General features: G+C 53.2%; 18 protein-coding genes. 10 read left to right on the forward strand and 8 right to left on the reverse strand.

The window, feature by feature from the left end:
• Window positions 1–265 precede the first annotated feature (265 nt).
• From F1728_RS24090 to F1728_RS24105, 4 genes are all read right to left on the reverse strand, one after another.
• Window positions 266–2,986 (reverse strand): MGH1-like glycoside hydrolase domain-containing protein, encoded by a 2,721-nt coding sequence (locus F1728_RS24090; protein WP_155366205.1) that lies wholly within the window; start codon window positions 2,984–2,986, stop codon window positions 266–268.
• 366 nt (window positions 2,987–3,352) lie between these two features.
• On the reverse strand, window positions 3,353–4,756 hold the full coding sequence (locus F1728_RS24095; RefSeq protein WP_155366206.1) for a DUF1501 domain-containing protein: 1,404 nt from the start codon (window positions 4,754–4,756) through the stop codon (window positions 3,353–3,355).
• A 326-nt stretch (window positions 4,757–5,082) separates the two neighbouring features.
• The gene (locus F1728_RS24100) at window positions 5,083–5,394 is read right to left on the reverse strand and encodes a P-II family nitrogen regulator (protein ID WP_155366207.1); all 312 of its coding nucleotides are present in this window, start codon (window positions 5,392–5,394) and stop codon (window positions 5,083–5,085) included.
• Window positions 5,395–5,470: 76 nt separating this feature from the next.
• Window positions 5,471–6,724, reverse strand: coding sequence for a sodium-dependent bicarbonate transport family permease (locus F1728_RS24105; protein ID WP_155366208.1), 1,254 nt, complete (start codon window positions 6,722–6,724; stop codon window positions 5,471–5,473).
• Between the two features lie 470 nt (window positions 6,725–7,194).
• On the opposite strand from F1728_RS24105, the gene F1728_RS24110 reads away from it, so the two are divergent.
• The 6 genes from F1728_RS24110 (at window position 7,195) to F1728_RS24135 (ending at window position 12,945) form a co-directional block, all read left to right on the forward strand.
• Window positions 7,195–8,541 (forward strand): DUF1501 domain-containing protein, encoded by a 1,347-nt coding sequence (locus F1728_RS24110; RefSeq protein WP_155366209.1) that lies wholly within the window; start codon window positions 7,195–7,197, stop codon window positions 8,539–8,541.
• Between the two features lie 67 nt (window positions 8,542–8,608).
• Window positions 8,609–9,340, forward strand: a complete 732-nt coding sequence (locus F1728_RS24115) for a hypothetical protein (RefSeq protein WP_155366210.1) — start codon at window positions 8,609–8,611, stop codon at window positions 9,338–9,340.
• Window positions 9,341–9,412: 72 nt separating this feature from the next.
• Complete coding sequence (locus F1728_RS24120) at window positions 9,413–9,859, forward strand: hypothetical protein (protein WP_155366211.1); 447 nt, start codon at window positions 9,413–9,415, stop codon at window positions 9,857–9,859.
• A 207-nt stretch (window positions 9,860–10,066) separates the two neighbouring features.
• Window positions 10,067–11,197 carry a winged helix-turn-helix domain-containing protein gene (locus F1728_RS24125; protein WP_155366212.1) on the forward strand — a complete coding sequence of 377 codons (1,131 nt, stop codon included), beginning with the start codon at window positions 10,067–10,069 and terminating at the stop codon, window positions 11,195–11,197.
• A gap of 258 nt (window positions 11,198–11,455) precedes the next feature.
• A complete protein-coding gene (locus F1728_RS24130; RefSeq protein WP_155366213.1) occupies window positions 11,456–12,271 on the forward strand; it encodes a hypothetical protein in 816 nt (271 codons plus the stop codon).
• Window positions 12,272–12,432: 161 nt separating this feature from the next.
• On the forward strand, window positions 12,433–12,945 hold the full coding sequence (locus F1728_RS24135; RefSeq protein ID WP_155366214.1) for a hypothetical protein: 513 nt from the start codon (window positions 12,433–12,435) through the stop codon (window positions 12,943–12,945).
• 93 nt (window positions 12,946–13,038) lie between these two features.
• Here F1728_RS24135 and F1728_RS24140 read toward each other — a convergent pair whose 3' ends face one another.
• From F1728_RS24140 to F1728_RS24155, 4 genes are all read right to left on the reverse strand, one after another.
• The gene (locus F1728_RS24140) at window positions 13,039–13,332 is read right to left on the reverse strand and encodes a hypothetical protein (protein WP_155366215.1); all 294 of its coding nucleotides are present in this window, start codon (window positions 13,330–13,332) and stop codon (window positions 13,039–13,041) included.
• Between the two features lie 162 nt (window positions 13,333–13,494).
• On the reverse strand, window positions 13,495–13,701 hold the full coding sequence (locus F1728_RS24145; RefSeq protein WP_155366216.1) for a DUF3712 domain-containing protein: 207 nt from the start codon (window positions 13,699–13,701) through the stop codon (window positions 13,495–13,497).
• Between the two features lie 10 nt (window positions 13,702–13,711).
• A complete protein-coding gene (locus F1728_RS24150) occupies window positions 13,712–13,918 on the reverse strand; it encodes a hypothetical protein (RefSeq protein ID WP_155366217.1) in 207 nt (68 codons plus the stop codon).
• Window positions 13,919–14,239: 321 nt separating this feature from the next.
• Window positions 14,240–14,827, reverse strand: a complete 588-nt coding sequence (locus tag F1728_RS24155; protein ID WP_155366218.1) for a DUF1294 domain-containing protein — start codon at window positions 14,825–14,827, stop codon at window positions 14,240–14,242.
• Window positions 14,828–14,997: 170 nt separating this feature from the next.
• Between F1728_RS24155 and F1728_RS24160 the strand changes: the two genes are divergently transcribed.
• From F1728_RS24160 to F1728_RS24170, 4 genes are all read left to right on the forward strand, one after another.
• A complete protein-coding gene (locus tag F1728_RS24160) occupies window positions 14,998–16,599 on the forward strand; it encodes a hypothetical protein (protein WP_155366219.1) in 1,602 nt (533 codons plus the stop codon).
• A 1,065-nt stretch (window positions 16,600–17,664) separates the two neighbouring features.
• Window positions 17,665–17,787, forward strand: coding sequence for a hypothetical protein (locus tag F1728_RS32315; protein ID WP_261344479.1), 123 nt, complete (start codon window positions 17,665–17,667; stop codon window positions 17,785–17,787).
• Window positions 17,788–18,013: 226 nt separating this feature from the next.
• Window positions 18,014–19,237 (forward strand): efflux RND transporter periplasmic adaptor subunit, encoded by a 1,224-nt coding sequence (locus tag F1728_RS24165; RefSeq protein WP_155366220.1) that lies wholly within the window; start codon window positions 18,014–18,016, stop codon window positions 19,235–19,237.
• A gap of 18 nt (window positions 19,238–19,255) precedes the next feature.
• Window positions 19,256–22,726 (forward strand): efflux RND transporter permease subunit, encoded by a 3,471-nt coding sequence (locus F1728_RS24170; protein ID WP_155366221.1) that lies wholly within the window; start codon window positions 19,256–19,258, stop codon window positions 22,724–22,726.
• Window positions 22,727–22,778 lie beyond the last annotated feature (52 nt).

A 22,778-nucleotide genomic window follows, 5' to 3' on the forward strand; every position in this document is an offset into this window, starting at 1 on the left:
GACACTGGACTCACGTGGCGATCCAGTGTGAGAATCATCGACAATGAGAGTCACTCAACGTTTTGTGCCCGCAGTAGCAGAGTTAAGGCGCAGCAGTGATGCCTGGCTGCATTGAGTTGAGGTCATTCACAAGTGATCTGCGACAAATCCTGGTGACACATTTAGAAAGGAGAAATATGTCACTCGGAATATATCTTAATCATCCGGAATGAGGCTGTCGAATTAATTCTGGATAAAGATTCAGGTCAGAAGTTGAGTTGTCCGCTTACTCGGCTGCAGCAGGCTGGCCGGCTTCTGACTGTTGCCGACAGCGACTTGCCAAGGTGACCAGAATGGGAGAGATCAGAGCGGTCCAGCCGGTCTGGTGGCTGGCCCCCAGTCCGCGTCCGGTTTCTGCGTCGAAGTATTCGTAGAACAGCACCAGGTCGCGCCAGTGCGGATCGTTGAGCAGGACATCGGTGCGGGCATAACTGGGACGATCGCCGGCTTCGTCGGAGAGGAACAGACGGGCAAGGCGGCGGCGGATTTCGTCGGCGACTTCCTGCAGGTCCATGTAGTTGCCCGAGCGGGTCGGACATTCGACGCGAAGTGTCTTGCCGTAGAACTGGTGATAGCGTTCGAGGGCTTCGATCAACAGGTAGTTGAGAGGGAACCAGATAGGACCCCGCCAGTTGGAGTTACCGCCGAACAGGCCGCTATCCGATTCGGCGGGCAGGTACTGGACCCTTAGCAGCTCGCCGTTGAGTTCGTATTCGAAAGGATGCTCTTCATGGAATTTGGAGAGAGAGCGAATCCCGTAGTCGGAGAGAAACTCGTCTTCATCCAGCAGGTAGCGGAGCAGACGCAACAGTCGGTCGCGCGTGGGGATCGCCAGCAGGCGATGGCCGCCTGAGGATGTTTCTGAATCGCGTTCCATGTAAGTCATAAACTTCTGCAGATTGGGGCGGCTCTTCAGGAACCACTCCATTCGCTTACGGAAAGCGGGGAGTTTCTCGATGGTATGATCGAAGAGAACGTCGACGGTAAACAGGGGGATCAACCCGACGATGGAACGGATTTTGAGCGGGATGCTGCGTCCGTCAAGGTGCAGGTGATCGTAGTAGAAACCGTCTTCTTCGTCCCAGAGACCAGTGCCGTCCAGGGAGTTCATCGCTTCGGCGATCGAGACGTAATGCTCGAAGAACTTGGACGCCATGTCTTCATAAGCAGGATTGCCATCGGCCAGTTCAAAGGCGATGGAAAGCATGCTCGAACAGAAGAAGGCCATCCAGGCGGTGCCGTCGGCCTGTTCCAGGTGGCCGCCTGTCGGCAGTGGTTTGGAGCGATCGAAGATTCCGATGTTATCCAGTCCAAGGAAGCCGCCACTGAAGACGTGTTTGCCGCGGATATCTTTACGGTTGACCCACCAGGTAAAGTTGAGCAGGAGTTTCTGGAAGACGCGTTCCAGGAAATTGCGATCGCGATCTCCGTTGGAGGCGGTCATCTGGTAGACGCGCCAGCAGGCCCAGGCGTGCACGGGTGGGTTGACGTCACTGAAATTCCATTCGTAAGCGGGCAACTGTCCGTTGGGATGCATGTACCATTCGCGGAGGAACAGGATGGCCTGGTCCTTGGCGAAGTGCGGATCAATCTTGGAGAACGGAATCAGGTGAAACGCGAGGTCCCAGGCCGCGTACCAGGGGTATTCCCACTTGTCGGGCATGGAGATGATATTGCGGTTGTAAAGGTGTCCCCAGTCTGCATTGCGGGGGCTGGGCATGCCGGGCAGGCGGCGGGCTGGTTCCTTATTCCCCTTGCCGGCGTTTTCGAGCCAGCGGGGAATGACGTAGTGATAAAACTGTTTGGTCCAGAGCAGGCCGGCATTGGCCTGGCGGAGGATCTGCTGCTCGTCCGGAGAGAGTCCCGGTTCGACCAGGCAATCGGCGAACCGATCGGCTTCGTCAATTCGCTGGGCAAAGATTTCATCGAATTCCGGTCCGAAGGGGGTTTCCGGTAATTCATCAATGGCAGACATTCGCAGGCGGAACTCAACTGATTCGCCAGCAGGAATGACGCGTTTGAAGTGCGCGGCAGCCTTGGTGCCTGTGGGGCGTGGATTGATGACGCCTTCGACTCCATCGACGACTGCCAGGTGAAAGGCGTCTTTACAGGAGGGGCGGCGGCTGTTCGGGTCTTCAAATCGCCAGGTATTGGTTTCGTTTTCGGTAAAGAGCCAGTCGGGGGTCTCTCCATCCGGACCGAGATCGGTAAAGAGGCGGAATTCGCCCAGGGTTTCATGTTCTGCTTTCAGGCAGGTGTCGGCGATCTGTTCCATGCTCGGTTTTTCGCTGGGGCGATCGAGCGTAGGACCCCAGCTCCAGGTGTTGCGAAACCACCAGGAGGGGAGGAAGTGCAGGGGCGCCGATTTCGGTCCACGGTTGAAAATGGTGACGCGAATCAGAATGTCTTCGTCGGCTGCTTTGGCGTATTCCATCTGGATGTCAAAGTAGCGGCCTTCGTCGAAGATGCCGGTATTGGTGAGTTCGTATTCCGGTTCCTTGCGGGAGCGACGCGCGTTTTCCTCGCGGAGTTCCCCATAAGGGAATTCTGACTGCGGGTATTTGTAAAGTGCCTTGAGGTAGGAATGCGAGGGGGTTGAGTCGAGGTAGTAGTAGGCTTCCTTGACGTCCTCACCGTGATTGCCTTCCGGGCCGGTCAGTCCAAACAGACGTTCCTTGAGGATCGGGTCTTCGCCGTTCCAGAGGGCGAGCCCGAAGCAGAGTCGGCACTGACGGTCGCAGATACCCAGCAGGCCGTCTTCCCCCCAGCGATAGGTACGCCAGGTGGCCTCTTCGTGTGTGAAATTGAGCCACGGATCGCCATCAGCCGTACTTTCCCGCACGGTTCCCCATTGTCGTTCTGCGAGGTAGGGGCCCCAGCGTTTCCAGTTTGCACCCGGTTCACGATTTACTTCGGCAGCAAGACGATCCCATTCTACTTCAGCCATAGACTCTATTAACTCTTTTCCATTCAGGCAGAGGCAGGCGTGCCTGTTAAATTTGCAGAATGTGCGCAGGAATAATGCTCCCCTGCTGAAGAACAGGTGTTTCGGCACCAGTTACACACTGATGATAGTCACGATGCGAATCCTGTTCCCATATATCTGCGATTTTGCGGTCAGATTTGGGCAAAAATCAATTCACTGGACAGGCCTGCATTTGCATGGGGAAAACTTGATAAGATAATCCATTATCGCGGCGCGCAGGTGATCTGCGTGCCGCTGGACAGTCGCTAATTGACTGTCTGGCTGGAATTTAGCAGAACGGCGCGGGAATGCAAAGAGGTGTATGAACCTGCAGATCCCGGGGCAAACTCAGAAGAGTTCGGTGATCGGTCTGGATTTGTCGAGCAGGAAGTAGAGTCGGCCGAGCTTGTCGTAGGCGGTCAGGTCGTGAATGCCCATCGCGTGGTAGACCGTATGCGTGATGTCGGCGGGGGTGACCGGTTTGTCCTTGGGATATTCTCCATGCTTGTCGCTGGCACCAAAGGTCTGGCCTCCCTGAATGCCGCCGCCCGCGAGGACATCAGTCAGACAGTGCGTCCAGTGGTCACGGCCTGCGCCTGATTTGCCGCCGGAACGGGGATCGCCGATTTTTGGTTTGCGGCCCATTTCACTGGTGACGAGGACCAGCGTGTCATCGATGAGGCCCCGCTCGGCGAGGTCTTCGATGAGTGCGGAGTAAGCACGGTCGAATTCGGGCAGCAGGTCTTCTTTGAGGCACTGGAAATTGTTGCCGTGGGTATCCCAGCTGCCGGCGCTCTTGCACTTCTTGCCGAGGGCTCTGAGATCGCCTTTCCAGAAGACGGTAATGAAGGGGACGCCGACCTCTACCAGACGGCGGGCAACGAGCAGGCTCATGCCGTTGATGGTTTTGCCGTAGCGTTCGAGTGTGGCCGGTTTTTCCTGCTGCACGTCAAAGGCGGAGGTGGACTGGGCAGACATCAACAATGACAGGGCGCGTTCCTGGTGCTGATTCATTGTGGAGATGCTGGCGAAGTCGTCGAACTGTCGTCGGGCGGAATCGAGCTGTTCGAGCAGGGAAATGCGATCGGTGAGCCGGTCGGCTGTGATGCCCCCTTCCAGCGAGAGTGCGGGACCGCGGAGCTTCAGCGGTTCTTCGCGTGTGCCCTGAATATACATCGGATCGTGTTCGACGCCCAGTCGGGCAGCGAACTGACCGGGGCGGGTATACGGGGCGCGGCTGGGCATGTGCGGCAGCGAGATGGCGTTGGGTAGATTCGGATGCGCGGGGCGTCGGGAGGCGACCACGGAACCCATGTAAGGCCAGTCGTCCGGCTGGGGCGTGCGGTTGTTCCCTTTGGTGACGAACGTCAGATCCGGAATATGTCCTGTGAGGTTGTAGTAATATCCGGCGTGGTGATCGTTGGTGTTAACGGTGCCGCCGACCGAATTGACCAGGGCCAGATGATGTGCCTGTTTGGCGAGCAGGGGCAGATGTTCGGAGAGGTGGACTCCCGGTGCGGAGGTCTGGATCGGTTGAAACGGACCCCGGTATTCCAAGGGGGCTTCTGGCTTCATATCCCACATATCCATATGGGATGCACCACCACACAGGAAGAACAGAATCGTTGATTTAGCGGGTTTTCTGCCTGGGGTTGTGGGAGCCGGAGCAGCGGAAACGGCGGGGGTGGGAGAGCCGAATGTCATCCCGGCAAAGCCGAGACCGGACGCGACCAGAAATTGACGCCGTTGCATAACCCGTTCCTCACTCTGAACTTCAGGCCTGTTGCTGGCCTGGAATGTGATTGCAGCGAACCAGGGACGCGTGAACTGAGACGTGGCCGTGGCGCGCAGACTGAACGCATCAATATGCTAACATGTGATGTTAGATCTGTCCAGCACGGGTTTGGGGGGAAACTCGTCACACCCAGGAATGGGGGATCTGCGATAGGAGCGGGGGAAGTATTTTAAAATTCGTAGCTGCCAGTCACCTGTCATGCTAGCTACCCGCCAAAGTAAGCACATGAAGGTGACTGGCAAACTACGAAATCTGCCGTCGCGAAAGGGGTGGTTTACCCGTTTCAGGCGATGAATTTATTGGGGTCTCGGACACGCACGGATTCCAGGTAGGCGGAAATCGCATACGATTCGAAGCGGGGTTGCCGACAGTAATCGACGATTGATTCTGCGATCGCTTCAGTGGTGATGATTTCAATGCGGGTCTGGGAGTGTCCGATAAAGGGCTCGTCGTAGACCTGGTGGTGACCCTGGCCCCAGCAGTTCATACAGGTAAACCCTTTGATCCCCAGTTCGCGGAACTCGTTTAAGAGTTCCTGTTCGAAATGGGTTTCGGTGATGACAATGACTTTGGTTAATTCTGTGGTGGTAGCCATGCCGTGGTTTCCTGTGAGACTGAGCTCGATATTTTCTCTGGTTTCAACAATGATTTAATCAGTGGGGTAAAGTTGGTTATGCTACGGGTAAGGTTTTCATGACCAGCTCGGCGATGAGCATGTAAACCGGGATTCCGATGGTGACGTTGTAAGTGAAGGTCAGACCGAGCGAAGCTGCCAGGGGCAGTGTCGGGCTGGCTTCGGGGATGGCCAGTCTCTGGACCGCGGGTACGGCGATGTATGAGGCTGCGGCACAGAGGACTGAGAACAGAGCGTAGGTTCCCAGGTCAAAGGGCTGTCCCAGAGCCATGCTGTAACCGTGTGCCACGAGAATGCCGAACAACGCAAACAGGTTGGGGCAGAGCAGTGCGAACATGATGAACCGCCAGCCGGCTGTTTTCAGGTCTTTCAAGCGACGACAGGCCGTAATACCCATTTCCAGCAGGAACAGACAGAGCATTCCGTGGAAGATATTCACAAACAGGGTGTCGTCCAGGCTGGTGACTGCTTTGCCCTGCAGGCGTCCGAGAAAGCCGATGATAATCCCGCCAAACAGGAGGTAGAGGCCCGGGTTCAGGAAGACCTCGTGCAGGAGTTCTTTGCTGAAGATCGGTTTTTTCTTTTCATCGACTTCCACTTCCAGCTGAGCAGCCAGTTCGCGATGGGTTTCCGTTTTCGCAGCGACGGCGGTCTGAGTGTGCGTTGTTCCAGAGGACTGATAGCTGACTGGTTCCCCTTCGCTGTCGAGAGTCGCTTCTTCTCCGCCGGTGCCTTCCAGGACCGGGGCGGGATGCGGTGGCTGATAGTCTGCTTCGTGAGGCATGTTTCCGTGCGCGTCCATCCCTTTCTGTCGCAGGCGCGATACGAGATAGAGGGCTACCAGACAGCCGGGAATTTCCATGACAGCCAGCATCACAGGCATGTAAGCCGCATAGGCGATCTGTGCTGCGGTTATGACACCCAGGCAGGTTACGAAGGTACCGGCTGAGTCGGATCCGTAGAAGCCGGCCACGGTGGCGGCGTCGATCTGACGCAGTTTGGTGGTTCGTTGCAGAATGATATAGGCGAAGATCCCGATCATGAGATTCGCGAAAAAGCCGATGACCATGAATCCGAGTGCCTGACCGAATTCGGAGATCGAGAGGGACGCCAGTTCTTCACCGCCGTGCCAGCCAATGGCGATCAGCAGGTAGAGGGTCAGACCCTGATAGACGGCTTTGGGAAACTCAAAGGGAACTTTGAGGATAGGAATCAGAAAGCCCATGTAAAAGAAAAGCAGCAGCGGTTTGAAGAGGTTATGCAGGAAATTGTCCAGAAAGGCCTCTAACATGGTTGTATGTTCCTTGGGGGGCGGGTTTGGTCGGCGTCAGTGCCGCCTGGGGGCGCGTTTGTTTGCACGTTGACTGACCAACGTGGCGAGTATGACTGGGGGAGATGCAATCAGTGTGCCGCAGAGGCAAAATAAACGGGGCTGGCACGTAAGGAGAGGGGTTTTGCCGGTTTTCTGCCTGAGATACAGATCCAGTTATCTGGAATAAATTTTGTCAGGGAGAGGATGGAACCAGATTTTGCAGCAGGGGCGTGCAAAGACTTGCAGGGTGCGTGCAGCATCTTGCGTGTGATCTGCAGGCAAAAGTGCTGATATTCATCACTTGCTTCACAGAAAAGAAGCCAAGCTGAGTGGATTCCGGTACACCTCACAGGGCAGAAATCGGTATCTTTTTATGCATGGTCGTTGTATCATCAGGGCACTCAATGGAGTGTGGGTTTCATTATTCCTGGTTTCCCGGAACAGGCAGCATGCTGAAAATTGAAGGCCGTGCCACGAAATTCTGTGATCAAATCTCCCGCCGCTCTTTCCTACAGATCGGCGGGCTGGCGATGGGGGGCTTATCGCTGCCTCAATTGCTGCAGGCTGAGCAGCAGAATCCGCAGCGTCAGTCTCATAAAGCGGTGATCATGATCTTCCTGAATGGGGGACCGCCGCACCAGGATATGTTTGACCTGAAGCCCGATGCGCCAGCCGAGATTCGCGGTGAGTTTCAACCGATTGCGACCAATGTTCCCGGCATTGAAATCAGCGAGTTGATGCCTCGCGTCGCGGGGATGATGGACAAGTTCTCGATCATTCGATCGCTCGTGGGTTCCGAAGGCCGGCACGATTCCTTCCAATGCTGCACCGGGCATCAGTTCCGGGATCCCAAACCGCAGGGGGGCTGGCCGTCCATGGGGTCGGCACTCTCCAAACTGCAGGGGGCCGTTGATCCTTCCGTGCCCCCTTATATTGATCTGTCGCAGAAGATGGCACACGATCCTTATAACATCAAGGGGCCGGGCTTCCTGGGAATGGCCCATTCACCATTTCGCCCTGATGGCGAAGTGATGAGCAACATGACGCTGAATGCGATATCCACGGTCCGTCTGCACGAGCGGACCAGGCTGCTGGAAGAACTCGATACGTACCGGCGGAAGGTCGATCAGAAGCTGGCCGCCGAGACCAGCGATAACTTTACCGAACAGGCATTGGGAGTGTTGACTTCCTCCCGGCTGGTGGAAGCGCTGGACCTGGAGAAAGTCGATCCGCAAGTCCGGGCCCGGTATGGAATCGACGATCCGAAAGTGCTGGGCTTTGATCCCAAAATGGGCTACCAGGCGCTGATGTCCCGGTTCCTGCAGGCGCGGCGTGCTGTAGAAGCAGGGGCCCGGATGGTGACCTGCAGTTTCGCTGACTTCGATTACCACAGCGATAACTTCGGCAGAGGCCGCAAAGTGATTCCGTTACTGGATCAGGGCGTGGCGGCGCTGGTCGAAGATCTGCACGAACGCGGGCTGGATCAGGACGTGACGGTCATCGTGTGGGGCGAGTTTGGACGGACTCCCAAGATCAATGACAAAGCCGGTCGCGATCATTGGTCGCGCGTGCATGCGGGGTTGCTGGCGGGGGGCGGAATGCCAGCCGGGCAGGTGATCGGCTCGACGGATAAATGGGCCGAAGCAGCGGTCGACCGTCCCGTGCATATGCAGGAGGTCTTCGCGACGCTGTATCACAACCTGGGCATCGATCCTGCCACGACCACCATCCCGGACAACAATGGCCGTCCACAATATCTGCTGGAACGCCAGGCACCGATTCGGGAACTGATCTGACCGCGGCTGGCTTTTGTTGCCTGCCTGCATGCGGTTTGGGATCACTCCACTTAAGAAGAGGTGCGGAATGGATGTCCGTTACATTGTAATCTCTGTCTCATTATTATTTGGTTCTTGTCTTTCCGGTTGTCACCGTGGATTATCGACCAGCAATTCCCCTCCAGCTGAGGAGCTACCACAGTTCTCAGATGAGTCTGATCTACCAGCTTATTTATTCAATAAGCCCATGATCGCCGTTTTTCAAACTCGATTTTCACCATATCATAACGATCTGTTTCAGCCCGAAATTACCTTTGCAGTCTGGGATAACGGAACGTTTTTACTCAAGGAAAATCGAAACTATGTAACGGGAACGCTGTCTGTTCAATCTTTGTCAGATGTAAATAACATCATGAACAATAAAAAATATTATTCATGTTTAACTAAATCGCTTTATGTATATCCGCATTCAGATCTTTACTGCTCAATATTATCTACAGGAAACAAAGATTATTCGACCTATTCCTCTTTCAGGCTGACCGGTGCAGACGATCTCGATGACGTGAGCGGTTTTGAAATATGGGAAAGTGACAATAGGAGTTTTGAATATGTCCGTAAAACTAACGACACCATCAAGGCGCATTTGGAGAAGAGTACAGCCTCTGGGGGGGTCTCTCTGTCTGAAGGAAATGTAATGCAGATTGTCTCAAAGTGGGGTTATGGACCACCGTATCTCTCCAAGGAAGAGATTAAGGAGATGACCCAAGGGGATAACGGACCACCGTATATCACCAACGATAACAGCAGCAAGACGGATTAGAACCTGACTGTGGTGGTACAGTAGCTCCTTTGAGGGCATCAGCAGGCGGATGCCTAAAAACAGGCAAGAGTCATGACAGAATCAGTTCGTTCACAAGTGACACCCATCATCGTGTGGGGCGCAGTTGCCTTTCTTGTCATTAATGCCTTCTCATGGAATCCAGGCTGGGGTGGACGGAGGGACCGTGAGCCCGGATGGGAACTCGAACGGTATTTTGGATGGCCTGCCTGTTACTACTGCGATCTCTGGCGTTCAGATCGCCCAGACGAGATCGACCATCCTGCGTATTTTCCGCTCATCCCCTTCAGTCGGCAGATGGGTTTTGTGTACCACAGCTTCTCATTTACGGCACTCGCATTAAATCTGCTGCTGGTGGTCTGTGGCATCGTGAGCATCATTCTTTGGATCCTGTCAAAGCACGACACCGGGAAGCCGTGGATGGGGCCAGCGGGAATTGCCTTGGCTATCCTGGGGATTTTCATTGTGATGTCCGGCAACGAATTCAGTACCTACCTTTGATTTGGCAGCGTGAAGAACAAAGGGATCGAGGCTCTTAAAGAAGAGTCCTGCCCTCTTTCAGATTCTCTTTACTTGAGGTCTCACACTTCGTTTTCTACGCTCACGTTGATATCTCGTGCGCTATTGTACTATGCTTAGGCAGGTACAGACTTAACATCGGCTGTTTGAGTCTATCTACAATTCTTCCAGGTTCTCAAAAAATCAGAGATGAAAACGATTAAGTTGCCATTGAAGTCTGCACAGCGTTTGATGGTGGCTAGTCAGAAGCTGACAGGACCAGCTTTGGATCCCGTGGAAATCATTGAGCATCTGGGGTACGTCCAGATTGATACCATCTCTGTCGTCGAACGTGCCCATCATCATGTGTTTTGGAGTCGAAATCAAAAATACAGTCCGGTTAACCTGGACCAGCTCATTGAATCACGAGACGCATTTGAGTACTGGAGTCATGCTGCCTCTTACCTGCCTATGAAAGACTACCGGTATTCTCTACCACTGAAACGAGAGTTTCAGAAACGCGAGACGTCCTGGTATCCCAAAGACCTGAAAATGATGAAACAGGTTTTAACCAGGATACGCAAAGAAGGTCCACTTCGATCAAAAGACTTTGAGATGACAAAGCAGGGGAAATCGGGATGGTGGGACTGGAAACCAGCCAAGAAAGCGTTAGAGCGACTTTTTCTAGAAGGCAAGCTGGAAATCACTCGCCGTGAGGGATTCCAGAAAGTATACGATCTCCCGGAGAATGTGATTCCTGGTACTGTTGACACCACACTACCGTGCGAAACCGACTTTGCTCGATACCTGATTCAACGAACGCTTCAGCATCATGGCTTGGCAACTGTAAGCGAAATTGCCTACATGCGCAAGTCTCGAACCAAAACAAGTGTCTTGACAACCCTCGACCAAATGGTAGCTGATGACGAAATTTCTCAAGTCGCTATTGAAGGAGTTGAACAGACTTATTATGCCCTCAAGCAATCACTGGAGAGCATTCCCGGGGTCAGCCAGAAAATACACATCCTGTCACCGTTTGATAATTTGGTCATTCAAAGAGATAAACTGATTACCTTATTCGATTTTGACTATAAAATTGAATGCTATGTTCCGGCGACAAAAAGAAAGTATGGGTATTTTTCACTGCCTGTCCTACAGGGCAGCCGATTTGTCGCCCGCATCGATTGCAAAGCAGATCGAACCAATCAACGGCTGATGATTCACTCGATTCACTACGAAAAAAAAGTGGATCAGAATTTAGTACAGAAAAAAATGGAATCAAAATTGTCAGCTTTCGCCAAATTCAATGGCTGTCACGCGGTGGAGTACAACAGGAAGTGAGATCCAGGCAACAAAAAGAGACCTGGTCCATTATTGTTTTTTCTACTCTGTTTTTTGTGAGCGGAATGGCGCTAGCCACCGGTGTTGTTCTTCGACGCCAACCTTGATTACCGGCGGCTAGCGCCTTGCCGCTCACGGGGAAGCGTCTGACCGGAGCTGACTCCCTGCGTCTCATCATGACGGTATATTGGCCAGTTAATTGATCAATCCAAAGGATTAATAAAGGAGGCAGGTCTCATCATTAGGAGCGGCGTACAGATGATTTTGAGTCTCGTCAAAACCAGACGTTTCAGCGTGATCTGGATATTGTGTGCCCTGATCACTTTGTATGTCCTGGAAGTAAGAGGGGCTCTCTTTGGGGTTGCTAAAGGGTCGTTCGGTGATGATGGTACTCGCCTGAGCCTGTTCTGGCATGTCAGTGCAGCGTGTTTAATGGGATTTGTGCTTGCACTTGTTACGCTGCTGGCGATCGAAACCAAACGTTTTCGCGTGGTTTGGCTAATGTGTTCAATGATCGCTTTTTACACTCTGTTGTTTTCCTACCTGATTACTGCTTCGTTTCCATCGGAGTATAAAACTGAAGATGGCAGATCGGTAATCGGGAGTGACAGTTACATATTGGGTAACTGGTATGAATTGGAAATCAGGCGTGTTTTCTATGGGGATACTCCCGTGTTTATCGCCCCTGATAATACTCTCCTGATCCTGTTCTGGCATGTTATTGCAGCGTGTTTAGTTGGCCTTGTTTTCGCACCTGTTACGCTGATGGTCATCAAAACCAGACGTTTTCGCGCGGTTTGGCTATTGTGTTCATTGATCACTTTTTGCATTCTGTGGTTTTCATACCACCTTTATAATTCGTTTCCTGTCGCCTGCTTTGTTGCTTGCTCATTGGGTAACTGGTATGAATTGGAAATCAGGCGGGTTCTCTTTGGGGAGACTCCCGTGTTGATCTTCTCTGACAATACTCTCCTGACCCTGTTCTGGCATGTCAGTGCATCGTGTTTGATTGGCCTTGTGCTCGCACTTGTTTCGCTGATGGTAATCAAACCTGGTGACGAAGAAAAAGAGTAGCTACAGAGGTTGTTGATAATATGAGCAGAAGAAGGTGATAGAACTAAAAATGAATTTAGAAGAAGAGCGGATTTACAATGTAAATGGATTTAAGGTTCCTGACACCTTTGACTTCTCTTAGTGGCGAATTGTAGATCGCATAGTTTTAGGATGTACGCCGAATGGGACTCTACCTTGATTGCATTCTAGTGGCTCAGGATGACACTGAAGAGAGCAATTCAACGCTGGTAACTGAATTCTTCTCCGGGGTTGTGGTCATTGCGACCGACATGGAGTTTGACGAATGCTGGGAGCTGGTTGAAGAACATCCCAATCTACTCGGCGTGGCCTCCGACGACTTGGTGAGTTGCTTTTGCGGTTCTGTATTGCAAGCAGAAGTTGGAACTGCGTTTGGGAACTGGTTAACGACAAGGCGTGTATCACAGCCAGCAATCGAGTTCACAGTGGTTGAAAACACTGGATATGGGGCGTTTTCAGTATTTGAACATGGTGTTAAGATCAGAGAGTGGGACTCGGATGGCGAGAATGTACTGGGAGAGTTATTGCCGGAAGAACAGGAGTATGAATCCCAACCGGTGTCTCGAACTTTATCAGTCGCGTCCCGCGTCCTCGGTTGTTCATTTCTTCGATATAGATGGGAGAATCTGCGATTTAATGTTTGGAAAATCGATTGAAGAAGAAGTCGGACAATAAAGGATGCAGGGACTAAATATTTAAGGTTCCTGACACCTTTTTCTTCCTACTTGCGTTTTGTCCATTCAATAACGTCATTCTTCATTAAGCCATTCTTCGAATCCATATTGTTTCAGGTGTTCGCGTATTTCTCCAACTCGATATGAGCCAGCTAAGTCATCCATAGTCGAACGATCTATGAGCGGAAGCATAACAACGGGGTCGCATCCGAGTAATTCACCCAAAACCAAAGCCGTTGTCCTGATGCTCATTTCTCCATCATCTTGGAGTATCCGACAAAGCGGAACGATGTCACTTTCGTCGACTCCGTTAGGAAATCCTCTTTGTAAAAGCTCCAGTGTTGAGCGGAGCTCATTTGGAATGGTCATACTATACCTCTACCATTTCTATGGCCCTGGCGAAACATAGGGCGCAAACCACTGACGGTTGATAGATTGGCCGATTTTATTAAAAAAAGTTTTCAAGAATGTCTTGTCTGTGGATTGAGTAAAAGGTGTCAGGAACCAAATATTTAAGGTTCCTGACATCTGCTACATCCCAATCTTCGGATCACGTATGATGTGACACTCTACGTCTGCGGGGATAGTGGCCAGCAGCTCTGCGATTGCGGAATCTGAAACATCGGTGCCGGTCACGTCGATTTCGTCTACCGCGAGACCATGCAGCTGTTTGAGGCCCTGGTCCGTGATGTTCGTATTTCTGAGATAGACACCTGAGTACGGCTGAACCTTCCGCACACATTTGAGATCACTGTCCGTAGCCGGTGTTTCGTTGAGATTGACGATTTCGTAGAGGGTTGACCCCCAGGCGGTGTCGGAACGAACCCCTCCCCCCCAGTTTCTCGATGCGCGAAACTGCAGAATTCGTTGTATCCAGGTGATAGATGATGAAACCGCCGCCCACGACGATGAGGCAGCCCATCATACACTCATAAATTACTTTGAGCTGTTTCATCGTAAGCGGGCCTTGTTAAAGAACTGGTGATTTCCCTGGAGTCTGGTTCAATCCCTTTAATACTACCTGTTGAATAATACTACGCACAGGGGATTTTCGTGTCTTTCGTGACGTTCGTGGTTTGTAAACAGGAAGGGAAACCAGGGCCTGTTCCTCTTTGATACTCCGTTTTTGTGAGCGGAATGGCGCTAGCCACCGGTGTTAAATTCCGCGTCAACCTAGCTTACCGGCAGCTAGCGCTTTGCCGCTCACGGGGAAGCGTCTAACCGGGGCAACACCCTTCGACTCATTTTGTTTGTCTTGTGATTTCGTATTGATCAGTTATTTGATCAAGCCGAAATCACCGTGCCAGACTACATAGCCGATTGCTGCCACGTTCAGGAAGACGGTCAGCCAATACACAACCAGGAATTTCTGTTTGCTGGATTTGTGTCGCAGCAGGCGTTGTGCGGCCAGGGCGCCGGGCCAGCCGCCTACCAGCGACATCAAGTGCAGGGTCGCTTCTGCTGTCCGCCACTTTCCCCGTTGGGCCGCTGACTTATCCCAGGCGTAGGCGATAAATGTGATCACACTCGCGGCACCGTATGCCACCAGCGCCAGCCAGGAGAGCCGGTTGAAATAAACAGAGACCAGTAGAAAGCCGATAAAGAGTACCGAAAACAGAACAGCGGGAGCGCTGCACAGACTCTTGACTACGGACTGGTCTGAAAAACGGACATGCTCCGCCTTGGGTTTACCGTCTTTGCCCGGGGTTGTTTCGTATGAAACAGGATCGCCTGTCTGCGGCCGGCGTGCAGTTCGAGTGAAAGCGCTGATGTGCACGAAGACCTCTGTGCCGTCGTCTTGGGGGGTGATAAAGCCAAAGCCTTTTTCATCATCCCAGTGTGTGATTTTTCCCTGTGAACGCATTCAGATTACTTTTTGATTGGGGTGTGATTTTGTGTTGAATTGTGTGTCTGGTACTGGGGACTCATTGTAGCGACTGCAGAAAATGGATTCGATGATGACAGGTGAGTAAAAAACAGGAATTGCTTCCTGGTTGTATCCCGGTTGGCGGACCTTTAGGATGGATGCTTCAAATGCGTTCCGAAAACCCGCCTGTGGAGTGCCGCACCATGATGCGTTTCTGTCTGCTGTTGACCGGTTGTCTTGGTTTCCTCTGTCTGGAGTCTGTCAAAAGTAATGCTGCGGAGCCGGAGAAGGCCGCGACGCCGTTGCTCAAGATTTCGGCCCGGGTTGACCTGGGAGAGGATGTCGGTCAGAGCTTCGGCTCGCTGTTTGAACTGCGTGATGCGGATGGCACCGTGATTGCCGGGGCCGGGTTTCTGGACGTCTACAACACCCGCTTTCGCGGCGATCGGCACACGCTGCAGTTTTATGTGAAACAGCCGGGCACCACTCCAACAGCACAGACGAAACGGCTGCCTCATCCGGATCTGGACACGGGCGTGTATCTGCTGGATCTGAACCAGACGATTTCTGCCTGGAGTGGTTATCGACCCGGGGCACTGCGGACCTGGAATCCTGCAGCCGGGAAGTGGATCGATACGCCGGAGCCTCCCACGGGACCGGTGGGATCAGGGGATGGCATTCAGAGAGTCGGTACCGGCGTGCTCACGTTTTCTTCCAACCGGGCGGCCTACAATGGGCGCATCATTCTTGAGCCGCCTGCCGAGGGACGCTATTACAACTTTTATTATGCACAGGGCTTTCTCTGTTTCTATCATGGCATGCGGTCCGAACAGGGGGGCTTTACGAAGGTTGTGGCCTGTCCCTGGAAGCCGTCGGATGGGGGACCGGTGGATCTGTCGCGGGCAGTGAGCATCGACTGCAAATTTGTGGGCGCGACGCCGTTCGCCTGGGGGCAGTATCGGAATGAACTGCTCACGGTTTCGAACTGGGGAGGCGTCTATGTGTTCGATGGAAACAAGTGGCGGACGATTCTGGAAGCCAGCGACAAAAGCAGCTACCAGGTTTATTCGATGCTGAACTTTCGGGACCGGCTGCTGCTGGCCCAGTATCCATCGGGCGAACTGTTTGAGTATACGGGGGGGACTGAAATCAGGCAGCTGTCCGGCTGGCCGCCCCGATTGCCGGGAGTTTCGCCGAGTGCTCGTGAAGCACAGACGCTGGCGATTTACCGGGGTGATCTGTTTGTGGGAGTCTGGCCCTGGGCCGAGTTGTGGCGGTACGACGCGGACGCGGACCGCTGGTTTTCTGAGGGGCGGATGTTTTCGCATCCCGAACTGACGGACAAGACGGTGCATCCTTACGAGGCGGAAGCGGTGCAACATAAGCTGGTGCTCAATCACTGGGGGCAGCGAATTACCGGACTGGTGCCGCAGGGGGGCGCGTTGATGGTCTCGACCTCTTCCAAGGGAACCTATCCCTGGTCGGATCAGTACACGTTTCTGACCGATGCGCAGCGACGGGAATATGGAGCCGTGCTGGCGTTTGAGATGCCCGGGAATCTGGCAGCGCAGTTGAAGTGGAAGGATCAGCCGCTGGAACTGGAGTTCTGTATTGAACCGGGGCGACTGGTGATTCGTCAGGACGGCCAGGAGATTGGAGCGACTGCGTTTGCAGCGACGGATGTGAAGCGGTTGCAGCAGGCGCGCGTTGTCTGGGGTGAGGGGGTGTTTGGGAAGCTGAAGGGGACGGTGCAGGGAACGCGGGAGTGAGGTGCGGTTTCTCAATATACCGTATTTGCTCTGTGAATTTATGAGCGGAATGGCGCTAGCCACCGGTGCTATATTCCACGTCGACCTTGGTTACCGGCAGCTAGCGCTTTGCCGCTCACGGGGGCTGCGTCTGATCGGGGATAGTCGCTACCGCTTATGGTACTGGACAAGAACGGCTGTCTGGTGAGTATCGGTTTCTCACTCTAGCGCATTTGTTCTGCGACCTCTTGTTGCCTGCGGCAATCGTGGATTGCATTCGGGAGCACCCTCTTTGTTTTCACTGGTGGTTGATGTGCGCTGGTTGTACGTCTGCTGTTCGTGCTGGTGCCGATCTGTATGATCTCCGGTTTGTTATTCTGAGCGGAATGGCGCTCGCCACCGGTGTTGTATTCCACGTCGAACCTGGTTACCGGCGGCTAGCGCCTTGCCGCTCAGGGGGGAGGTTTCCATGCGATATTTTCGAAGACAGCAGTGGAGGATGATGTCGTCTGGCGGGCGGACACATGGGGCCGCCCCTACGTTGTTCTTTTGCTTTGCTGTTGTAGCATCTTGTGGATTGGCGGCTGGGGGTCAAGACAGAATTTTGTCCCGATGTGGCCGGATTTTGTCCTGCTCTGTCCGGGATTTTGTCCTGGTTCGTCCGGACTCTGTCCCGGTTTGCCCTGAACAGTGGGAACGCAGATGGCACAGCGGTGCGAACTGTTTGGGTGAAAACATGGTGAAAATCGATGCTGGTTCAGGTGCAGATGTATCACTGGTTCCGACTGTTTCCGTGAGCGCAAACCCGCCTCGCGCGCGAGCCAGAAGGGAACCAGCATACGATTCGGAACAGAGCGATCAAGTTCAATTTCTGCAGGTGAAAGTGCAGGCAGTTCAGGGGAACGTTCCGACAGCAAAAAGAGGTAAATTGAGTGCTGGGAATGGGATTGGATGCCCTGCAAGAGTTTGCACTCAGCGGGTGCAGGGTCTGCAGAATCTTTCAGGGTGTTGAGGCGATTCCTGGTTCCCAGAGTGAGTCAGGGGCCTGGTTCAGTGAGAACAGATTTGTTTCATAAAAAAATAAAAGTGTGGTCGAACGGTGGAAATCAGGGGGTGGATGCAGGCTGTCTGTTTACGATCAAGGCGGGAATCTCCCGAAAATCAGGGGGAATTCTCTGCATGGGACAGGAAGTGAAATTCGTCAAGTGAAGAATAACAGATTTTTGCGAACGGGTACGACGACTGTTCAGCAGTGGATGTTTTCCGCGTGCTTTGGCATTGGATATGCATATTCTCGTCAGCAGTCCGGCAGGAACGGGTTTCTCCCGTGCTGTCATCTGAGGAACGAAATTATAGCTCATACCACTACTTCCTCACTTACCGACACTCCTGACCAACCTGCCCGGGGCTTAACATCAGAGGAACATTTAAGACCATGAAATTTACAATGACTGTCGCCAGCTTTCTGGCTTTGATTTCACTCTCGCTAACCGGTTGCGAGTATCTCCCGCAGACTCACGCCGAATCTCACACCGCAGCGCCAGGTAAGGCACATGGCGAAGAACACGCGGAAGGTCACGCCGATGAACATGGCGGTGCGCATGCAGAGTCTCACGGTGAGGGACATGGAGAAGGGGGACATCACGCGGTTCACAAGATTATTGTGACGACTCCGGTAAAAAAAGATGTGATCAGCACCCAGCAGTATGTCTGCCAGATTCACTCCTGTCAGCACATCGAAGTTCGCGCGCTGGAAGGCGGTTACCTGGAAAAGATTAATATTAAAGAAGGACAGCACGTCAAGAAGGGGGATCTGCTGTTCAAGATCCTGCCGACATTGTTCCAGGCCCGCATGGAATCAGAACTGGCGGAAGCCAATCGCGTACAGATTGAGTTGGATAACGCACAGTCGTTGATGGATAAGGGGATCGTTTCGTCACAGGAGATCGCGCTGAAAAAAGCGGAGCTGGCGAAGGCGAAAGCCAAAGTGCAACTGGCCCAGGCGGAACTGGGTTTTACGAATGTCAAAGCCCCCTTCGACGGGATCGTTGACCGCCAGCGGAATCAGCTGGGGAGTCTGATTGAAGAGGGAGACGTGCTGACGACCATGTCCGACAACAGTCTGATGTGGGTTTACTTTAACGTGCCCGAGGCACAGTACCTGGAGTACAAAGCCGAGTTGGATAAGGATGGCGGGAAATCGGACCATCTGCAGATCGAACTCAAACTGGCCAACGGCGAAATCTTTCCTCAGCAGGGGAAGATCGGTGCAATTGAAGCTGATTTTAATAACATGACGGGGAACATCCCCTTCCGTGCAGATTTTCCGAATCCGGAAGGGTTGCTGCGTAACGGTCAGACCGGAACGATTTTGATTCACCGCACCTTACAGAACATTCTCGTAATTCCACAGAGAGCGACTTTCGAGATTCTCGCCAAACGTTATGCGTTCGTTGTTGATAAGGACAACGTCGTACACCAGAGAGACATTGAGATCGAGGGCGAACAGGACGATATCTTCGTGCTCAAGAGTGGTCTCAAGGAAGGCGAGAAGATCATTCTCGAGGGAATTCGTCAGGTGAAGGACGGCGACAAGATCAAATACGATTTCCGTGACCCACAGGAAGTACTCAGTAACCTGAAATATCACGCGGAATAAGCAGGTAAGATCAATAATATGTTCGCTAAATTTCTACATCGCCCGGCATTGGCGATGGTCATCTCGCTGCTCATCCTGTTTATGGGTGGGCTGGCGATCACGGCCCTGCCAATTTCCCAGTTTCCGTCTGTCGCTCCACCGAGTGTGGTTGTGGCCGTCTCCTATCCTGGTGCGAGTGCCAAAATTCTGGTTGACTCCACCCTGGTGATCCTGGAGCGAGCCATCAACGGTGTCCCCAACATGCGGTACATGAGCTCTGCCGCCACCAGTGCGGGTGAAGCCACGATCAAGATCATCTTTGAACCGGGTACTGACCCGAACACGGCGGTCTTGAACGTGAATAACCGTATTCAGATGGTGAAGAACCGTCTGCCCCCCATCGTGGAGCGTGAGGGGATTATCGTCATGCAGAACATGACGAGTATGTTGATGTACGTGAACGTCTACAGTAAAGACCCGAACGTCGACCAGAACTTCCTCTACAACTACACCACGGTGAACCTGCTTCCCGAAATTAAACGTATTCGCGGGGTTGGCCGGGCACAGATTCTCGGTAACCGTGCATACGCGATGCGGGTCGAACTGGATCTGGACCGGATGCGGGCCTATAAAATCTCTTCCGCAGACGTGATGGAAGCGATCAAGGAACAGAGTATGATCGGTTCTCCCGGGCGACTCGGTCAGGCGACGGGTACGACGTCGCAGACGATCGAGTACGTACTGACCTGGATCGGCCGGTACAATAAACCGGAGCAATACGAGAACATTATCCTGCGTGCGAACCCGAACGGGGAGATTCTGCGCTTAAAGGATGTGGCCAAGGTCAACCTGGGATCATCGTTCTACGACCTGTATTCGGACATCGACGGCTATCCTTCCGCGTCGATTGTGCTTAAGCAGATTCCGGGCTCTAACGCTGCGGACGTGATTGCGAAAGTGAAGGAGAAACTGAAAGAGATCAAGACGGAGTCATTCCCGCCGGGGATGGACTACGCGATCAGTTACGACGTTTCGAACTTCCTGGATGCTTCTATCGAGAAGGTGCTGCATACCCTGTTCGAAGCGTTTATCCTGGTGTCGCTGGTGGTCTTCCTGTTCCTGGGTGACTTCCGTAGTACGCTGATTCCGACGCTCGCGGTGCCGGTGTCGTTGATCGGGACATTCTTCTTTATGAGTCTGTTCGGCATGTCGATCAACCTGATTACGCTGTTCGCACTGGTGCTGGCGATCGGGGTTGTGGTCGACGACGCGATCGTGGTGGTGGAAGCGGTGCATGAAAAGATGCACGCCAAGCACCTCTCGCCATATGCAGCTACCAAAGAGGTGGTGGCTGAGATCAGCGGTGCGATCATCGCGATTACCCTGGTGATGACCTCCGTGTTTATTCCGGTGACCTTCATGCCCGGGGCGGTGGGTGTGTTCTATCGTCAGTTCGCATTGACGATGGCGATGTCCATTGTGCTGTCCGGTGTGGTCGCGTTGACACTGACGCCTGTGTTGTGTGCGATGATTCTCAAGCCGCATACCGGCTATGTCGAACAGAAGGGGATCGTCGGTCTGATTAACCGCCTGCTCAAGAAGATCAGTGGCCGGTATGCCTTTGTGCTGCGGGGACTGCTGTGTGTCTTCCTCGGGGCTGCAGTGGGATATGGCGTTTACGAACTGCTGCATGTGGAGATCGTGCACGAAGTGCTTTCGGAACAGGTTGAACTGACGCATCTGCGGACCGTGATTATCGGGGTCGTGATGGCGGTGTTGTTCGCCTTTACGTTCCGGGCGGTCTTCTCCGGCAGTGAACCCAACGAGAAGAAAAAGAAGGGGCCGATCGGCATCTTTCTGTACTACTTCGACCGGGGTGTGGACAAGGTGACGAATGCGTTTACCTGGATTGTGGGTCTGATCATCACCCGGCGTATCTTCACCATGATTGTGATTGGTGTATTCGGTTACGGGATTTTGCTGGTCAACGAAGTGCTGCCTTCCGGGTTCATTCCGCTGGAAGACCAGGGGGTAATCTATGGGATTATCCAGACGCCCCCCGGTTCCACGCTGGAGTATACGAACTCGAAGTCGCATGAACTGCAGAAGATCTGTGAAGAGTTCGATGAAATTACTTCAGTGACTTCACTGGCGGGTTACGAAATTCTGACGGAAGGTCGTGGTTCCAACGCGGGTACCTGTCTGATTAACCTGAAGCCCTGGTCCGAGCGGAAGCTGACTTCGAAAGAGATCATTGAAGAGCTCGAACAGAAAGGGCGGGCGATTGCCAACGTGAAGCTTGAATTCTTCGAGCCGCCTGCGGTGCCCGGTTTCGGTGCAGCCGGTGGTTTCTCGCTCTGTCTGCTCGATAAGACCAACAGTGGCGACTACGACGCGTTCGGTAAAATCACCGAAAACTTCCTGGCGGAACTGGGTAAGCGGAAAGAGTTGAAGGGTCTGTTTACCTTCTTCGCGAATAACTATCCGCAGTACGAAGTTGTGATCGACAACGACGTGGCGATGCAGAAGGGGGTCTCGATTGCAGACGCGATGGAAAACCTTTCGATTGTCGTGGGTAGTACATGGGAGCAGGGTTTCATTCGCTTCGGACAGTTCTACAAAGTGTATGTGCAGTCCGCGCCGGAGTTTCGTCGGTATCCTGAAGACCTGCGGAACATGTTCGTCAAAAATGATGAAGGAGAGATGGTACCTTACTCAGCGTTTATGAAGATCAAGAAGATGCAGGGGATGAACGAAATCAACCGTTATAACCTGTATACGACGGCGATTATTCAGGGAGCTCCTTCGACTGGTTACAGTTCCGGTCAGGCAATCGATGCGATTAAGGAAGTGGCGGAAAAGACGCTGCCTCACGGATATGGTATCGGCTGGCAGGGGCTGGCGTACGACGAGGCCAGCAAGGGGAATACGGCGATCTACATTTTTGCGATCGTGGTGATCTTTGTGTACCTGGTGCTGGTGGGTCAGTACGAGAGTTTCATTCTGCCCCTGGCGGTAATTATCTCGCTGCCCGTCGGTCTGTTTGGTTCGTTCCTGATGTTGAAGTCGATGGGGCTGGCCAACGATGTGTACTGTCAGATTGGTCTGGTCATGCTGGTGGGGCTGTTGGGTAAAAACGCGATTCTGATTATTGAATTCGCGGTACAGCGACGCCAGGAAGGACTGAGCATCAAGGATGCGGGGGTCGAAGGTGGTAAGCTGCGATTCCGGCCGATCGTGATGACGTCGTTCGCGTTTATCGCGGGTCTGGTTCCCCTGGTACGAGCTACGGGGCCGGGTGCCATCGGTAACCGAACTATTGGTACCACGGCGGTCGGTGGGATGCTCATGGGGACCCTGATCGGGGTGTTTGTGATCCCCGGTCTGTACTTTCTGTTCGCCAAGATGTCTGACGGGAAGAAGCTCATCAAGGATGAGCATGATGAACCGCTCAGCGAGTTGGTCGAGCACAGGAGTCACAGTGATCACTACGAAGAACCCGAGCATTAACGGGCCGGAGACGGTCTTGTAAACAGGAGAGAACGCACGGTGCTGGACCACA

The organism is Gimesia benthica (assembly GCF_009720525.1).
In the GTDB taxonomy this organism is placed as follows: domain Bacteria; phylum Planctomycetota; class Planctomycetia; order Planctomycetales; family Planctomycetaceae; genus Gimesia; species Gimesia benthica.

Excerpts from the sequence above, each read along its gene's own strand:
- F1728_RS24090 (WP_155366205.1), bottom strand. The coding sequence starts at position 2,986 with ATGGCTGAAGTAGAATGGGATCGTCTTGCTGCCGAAGTAAATCGTGAA.
- F1728_RS24095 (WP_155366206.1), bottom strand. The coding sequence starts at position 4,756 with ATGCAACGGCGTCAATTTCTGGTCGCGTCCGGTCTCGGCTTTGCCGGG.
- F1728_RS24100 (WP_155366207.1), bottom strand. The coding sequence starts at position 5,394 with ATGGCTACCACCACAGAATTAACCAAAGTCATTGTCATCACCGAAACC.
- F1728_RS24105 (WP_155366208.1), bottom strand. The coding sequence starts at position 6,724 with ATGTTAGAGGCCTTTCTGGACAATTTCCTGCATAACCTCTTCAAACCG.
- F1728_RS24110 (WP_155366209.1), top strand. The coding sequence starts at position 7,195 with ATGCTGAAAATTGAAGGCCGTGCCACGAAATTCTGTGATCAAATCTCC.
- F1728_RS24115 (WP_155366210.1), top strand. The coding sequence starts at position 8,609 with ATGGATGTCCGTTACATTGTAATCTCTGTCTCATTATTATTTGGTTCT.
- F1728_RS24120 (WP_155366211.1), top strand. The coding sequence starts at position 9,413 with ATGACAGAATCAGTTCGTTCACAAGTGACACCCATCATCGTGTGGGGC.
- F1728_RS24125 (WP_155366212.1), top strand. The coding sequence starts at position 10,067 with ATGAAAACGATTAAGTTGCCATTGAAGTCTGCACAGCGTTTGATGGTG.
- F1728_RS24130 (WP_155366213.1), top strand. The coding sequence starts at position 11,456 with ATGATTTTGAGTCTCGTCAAAACCAGACGTTTCAGCGTGATCTGGATA.
- F1728_RS24135 (WP_155366214.1), top strand. The coding sequence starts at position 12,433 with ATGGGACTCTACCTTGATTGCATTCTAGTGGCTCAGGATGACACTGAA.
- F1728_RS24140 (WP_155366215.1), bottom strand. The coding sequence starts at position 13,332 with ATGACCATTCCAAATGAGCTCCGCTCAACACTGGAGCTTTTACAAAGA.
- F1728_RS24150 (WP_155366217.1), bottom strand. The coding sequence starts at position 13,918 with ATGAAACAGCTCAAAGTAATTTATGAGTGTATGATGGGCTGCCTCATC.
- F1728_RS24155 (WP_155366218.1), bottom strand. The coding sequence starts at position 14,827 with ATGCGTTCACAGGGAAAAATCACACACTGGGATGATGAAAAAGGCTTT.
- F1728_RS24160 (WP_155366219.1), top strand. The coding sequence starts at position 14,998 with ATGCGTTCCGAAAACCCGCCTGTGGAGTGCCGCACCATGATGCGTTTC.
- F1728_RS24165 (WP_155366220.1), top strand. The coding sequence starts at position 18,014 with ATGAAATTTACAATGACTGTCGCCAGCTTTCTGGCTTTGATTTCACTC.
- F1728_RS24170 (WP_155366221.1), top strand. The coding sequence starts at position 19,256 with ATGTTCGCTAAATTTCTACATCGCCCGGCATTGGCGATGGTCATCTCG.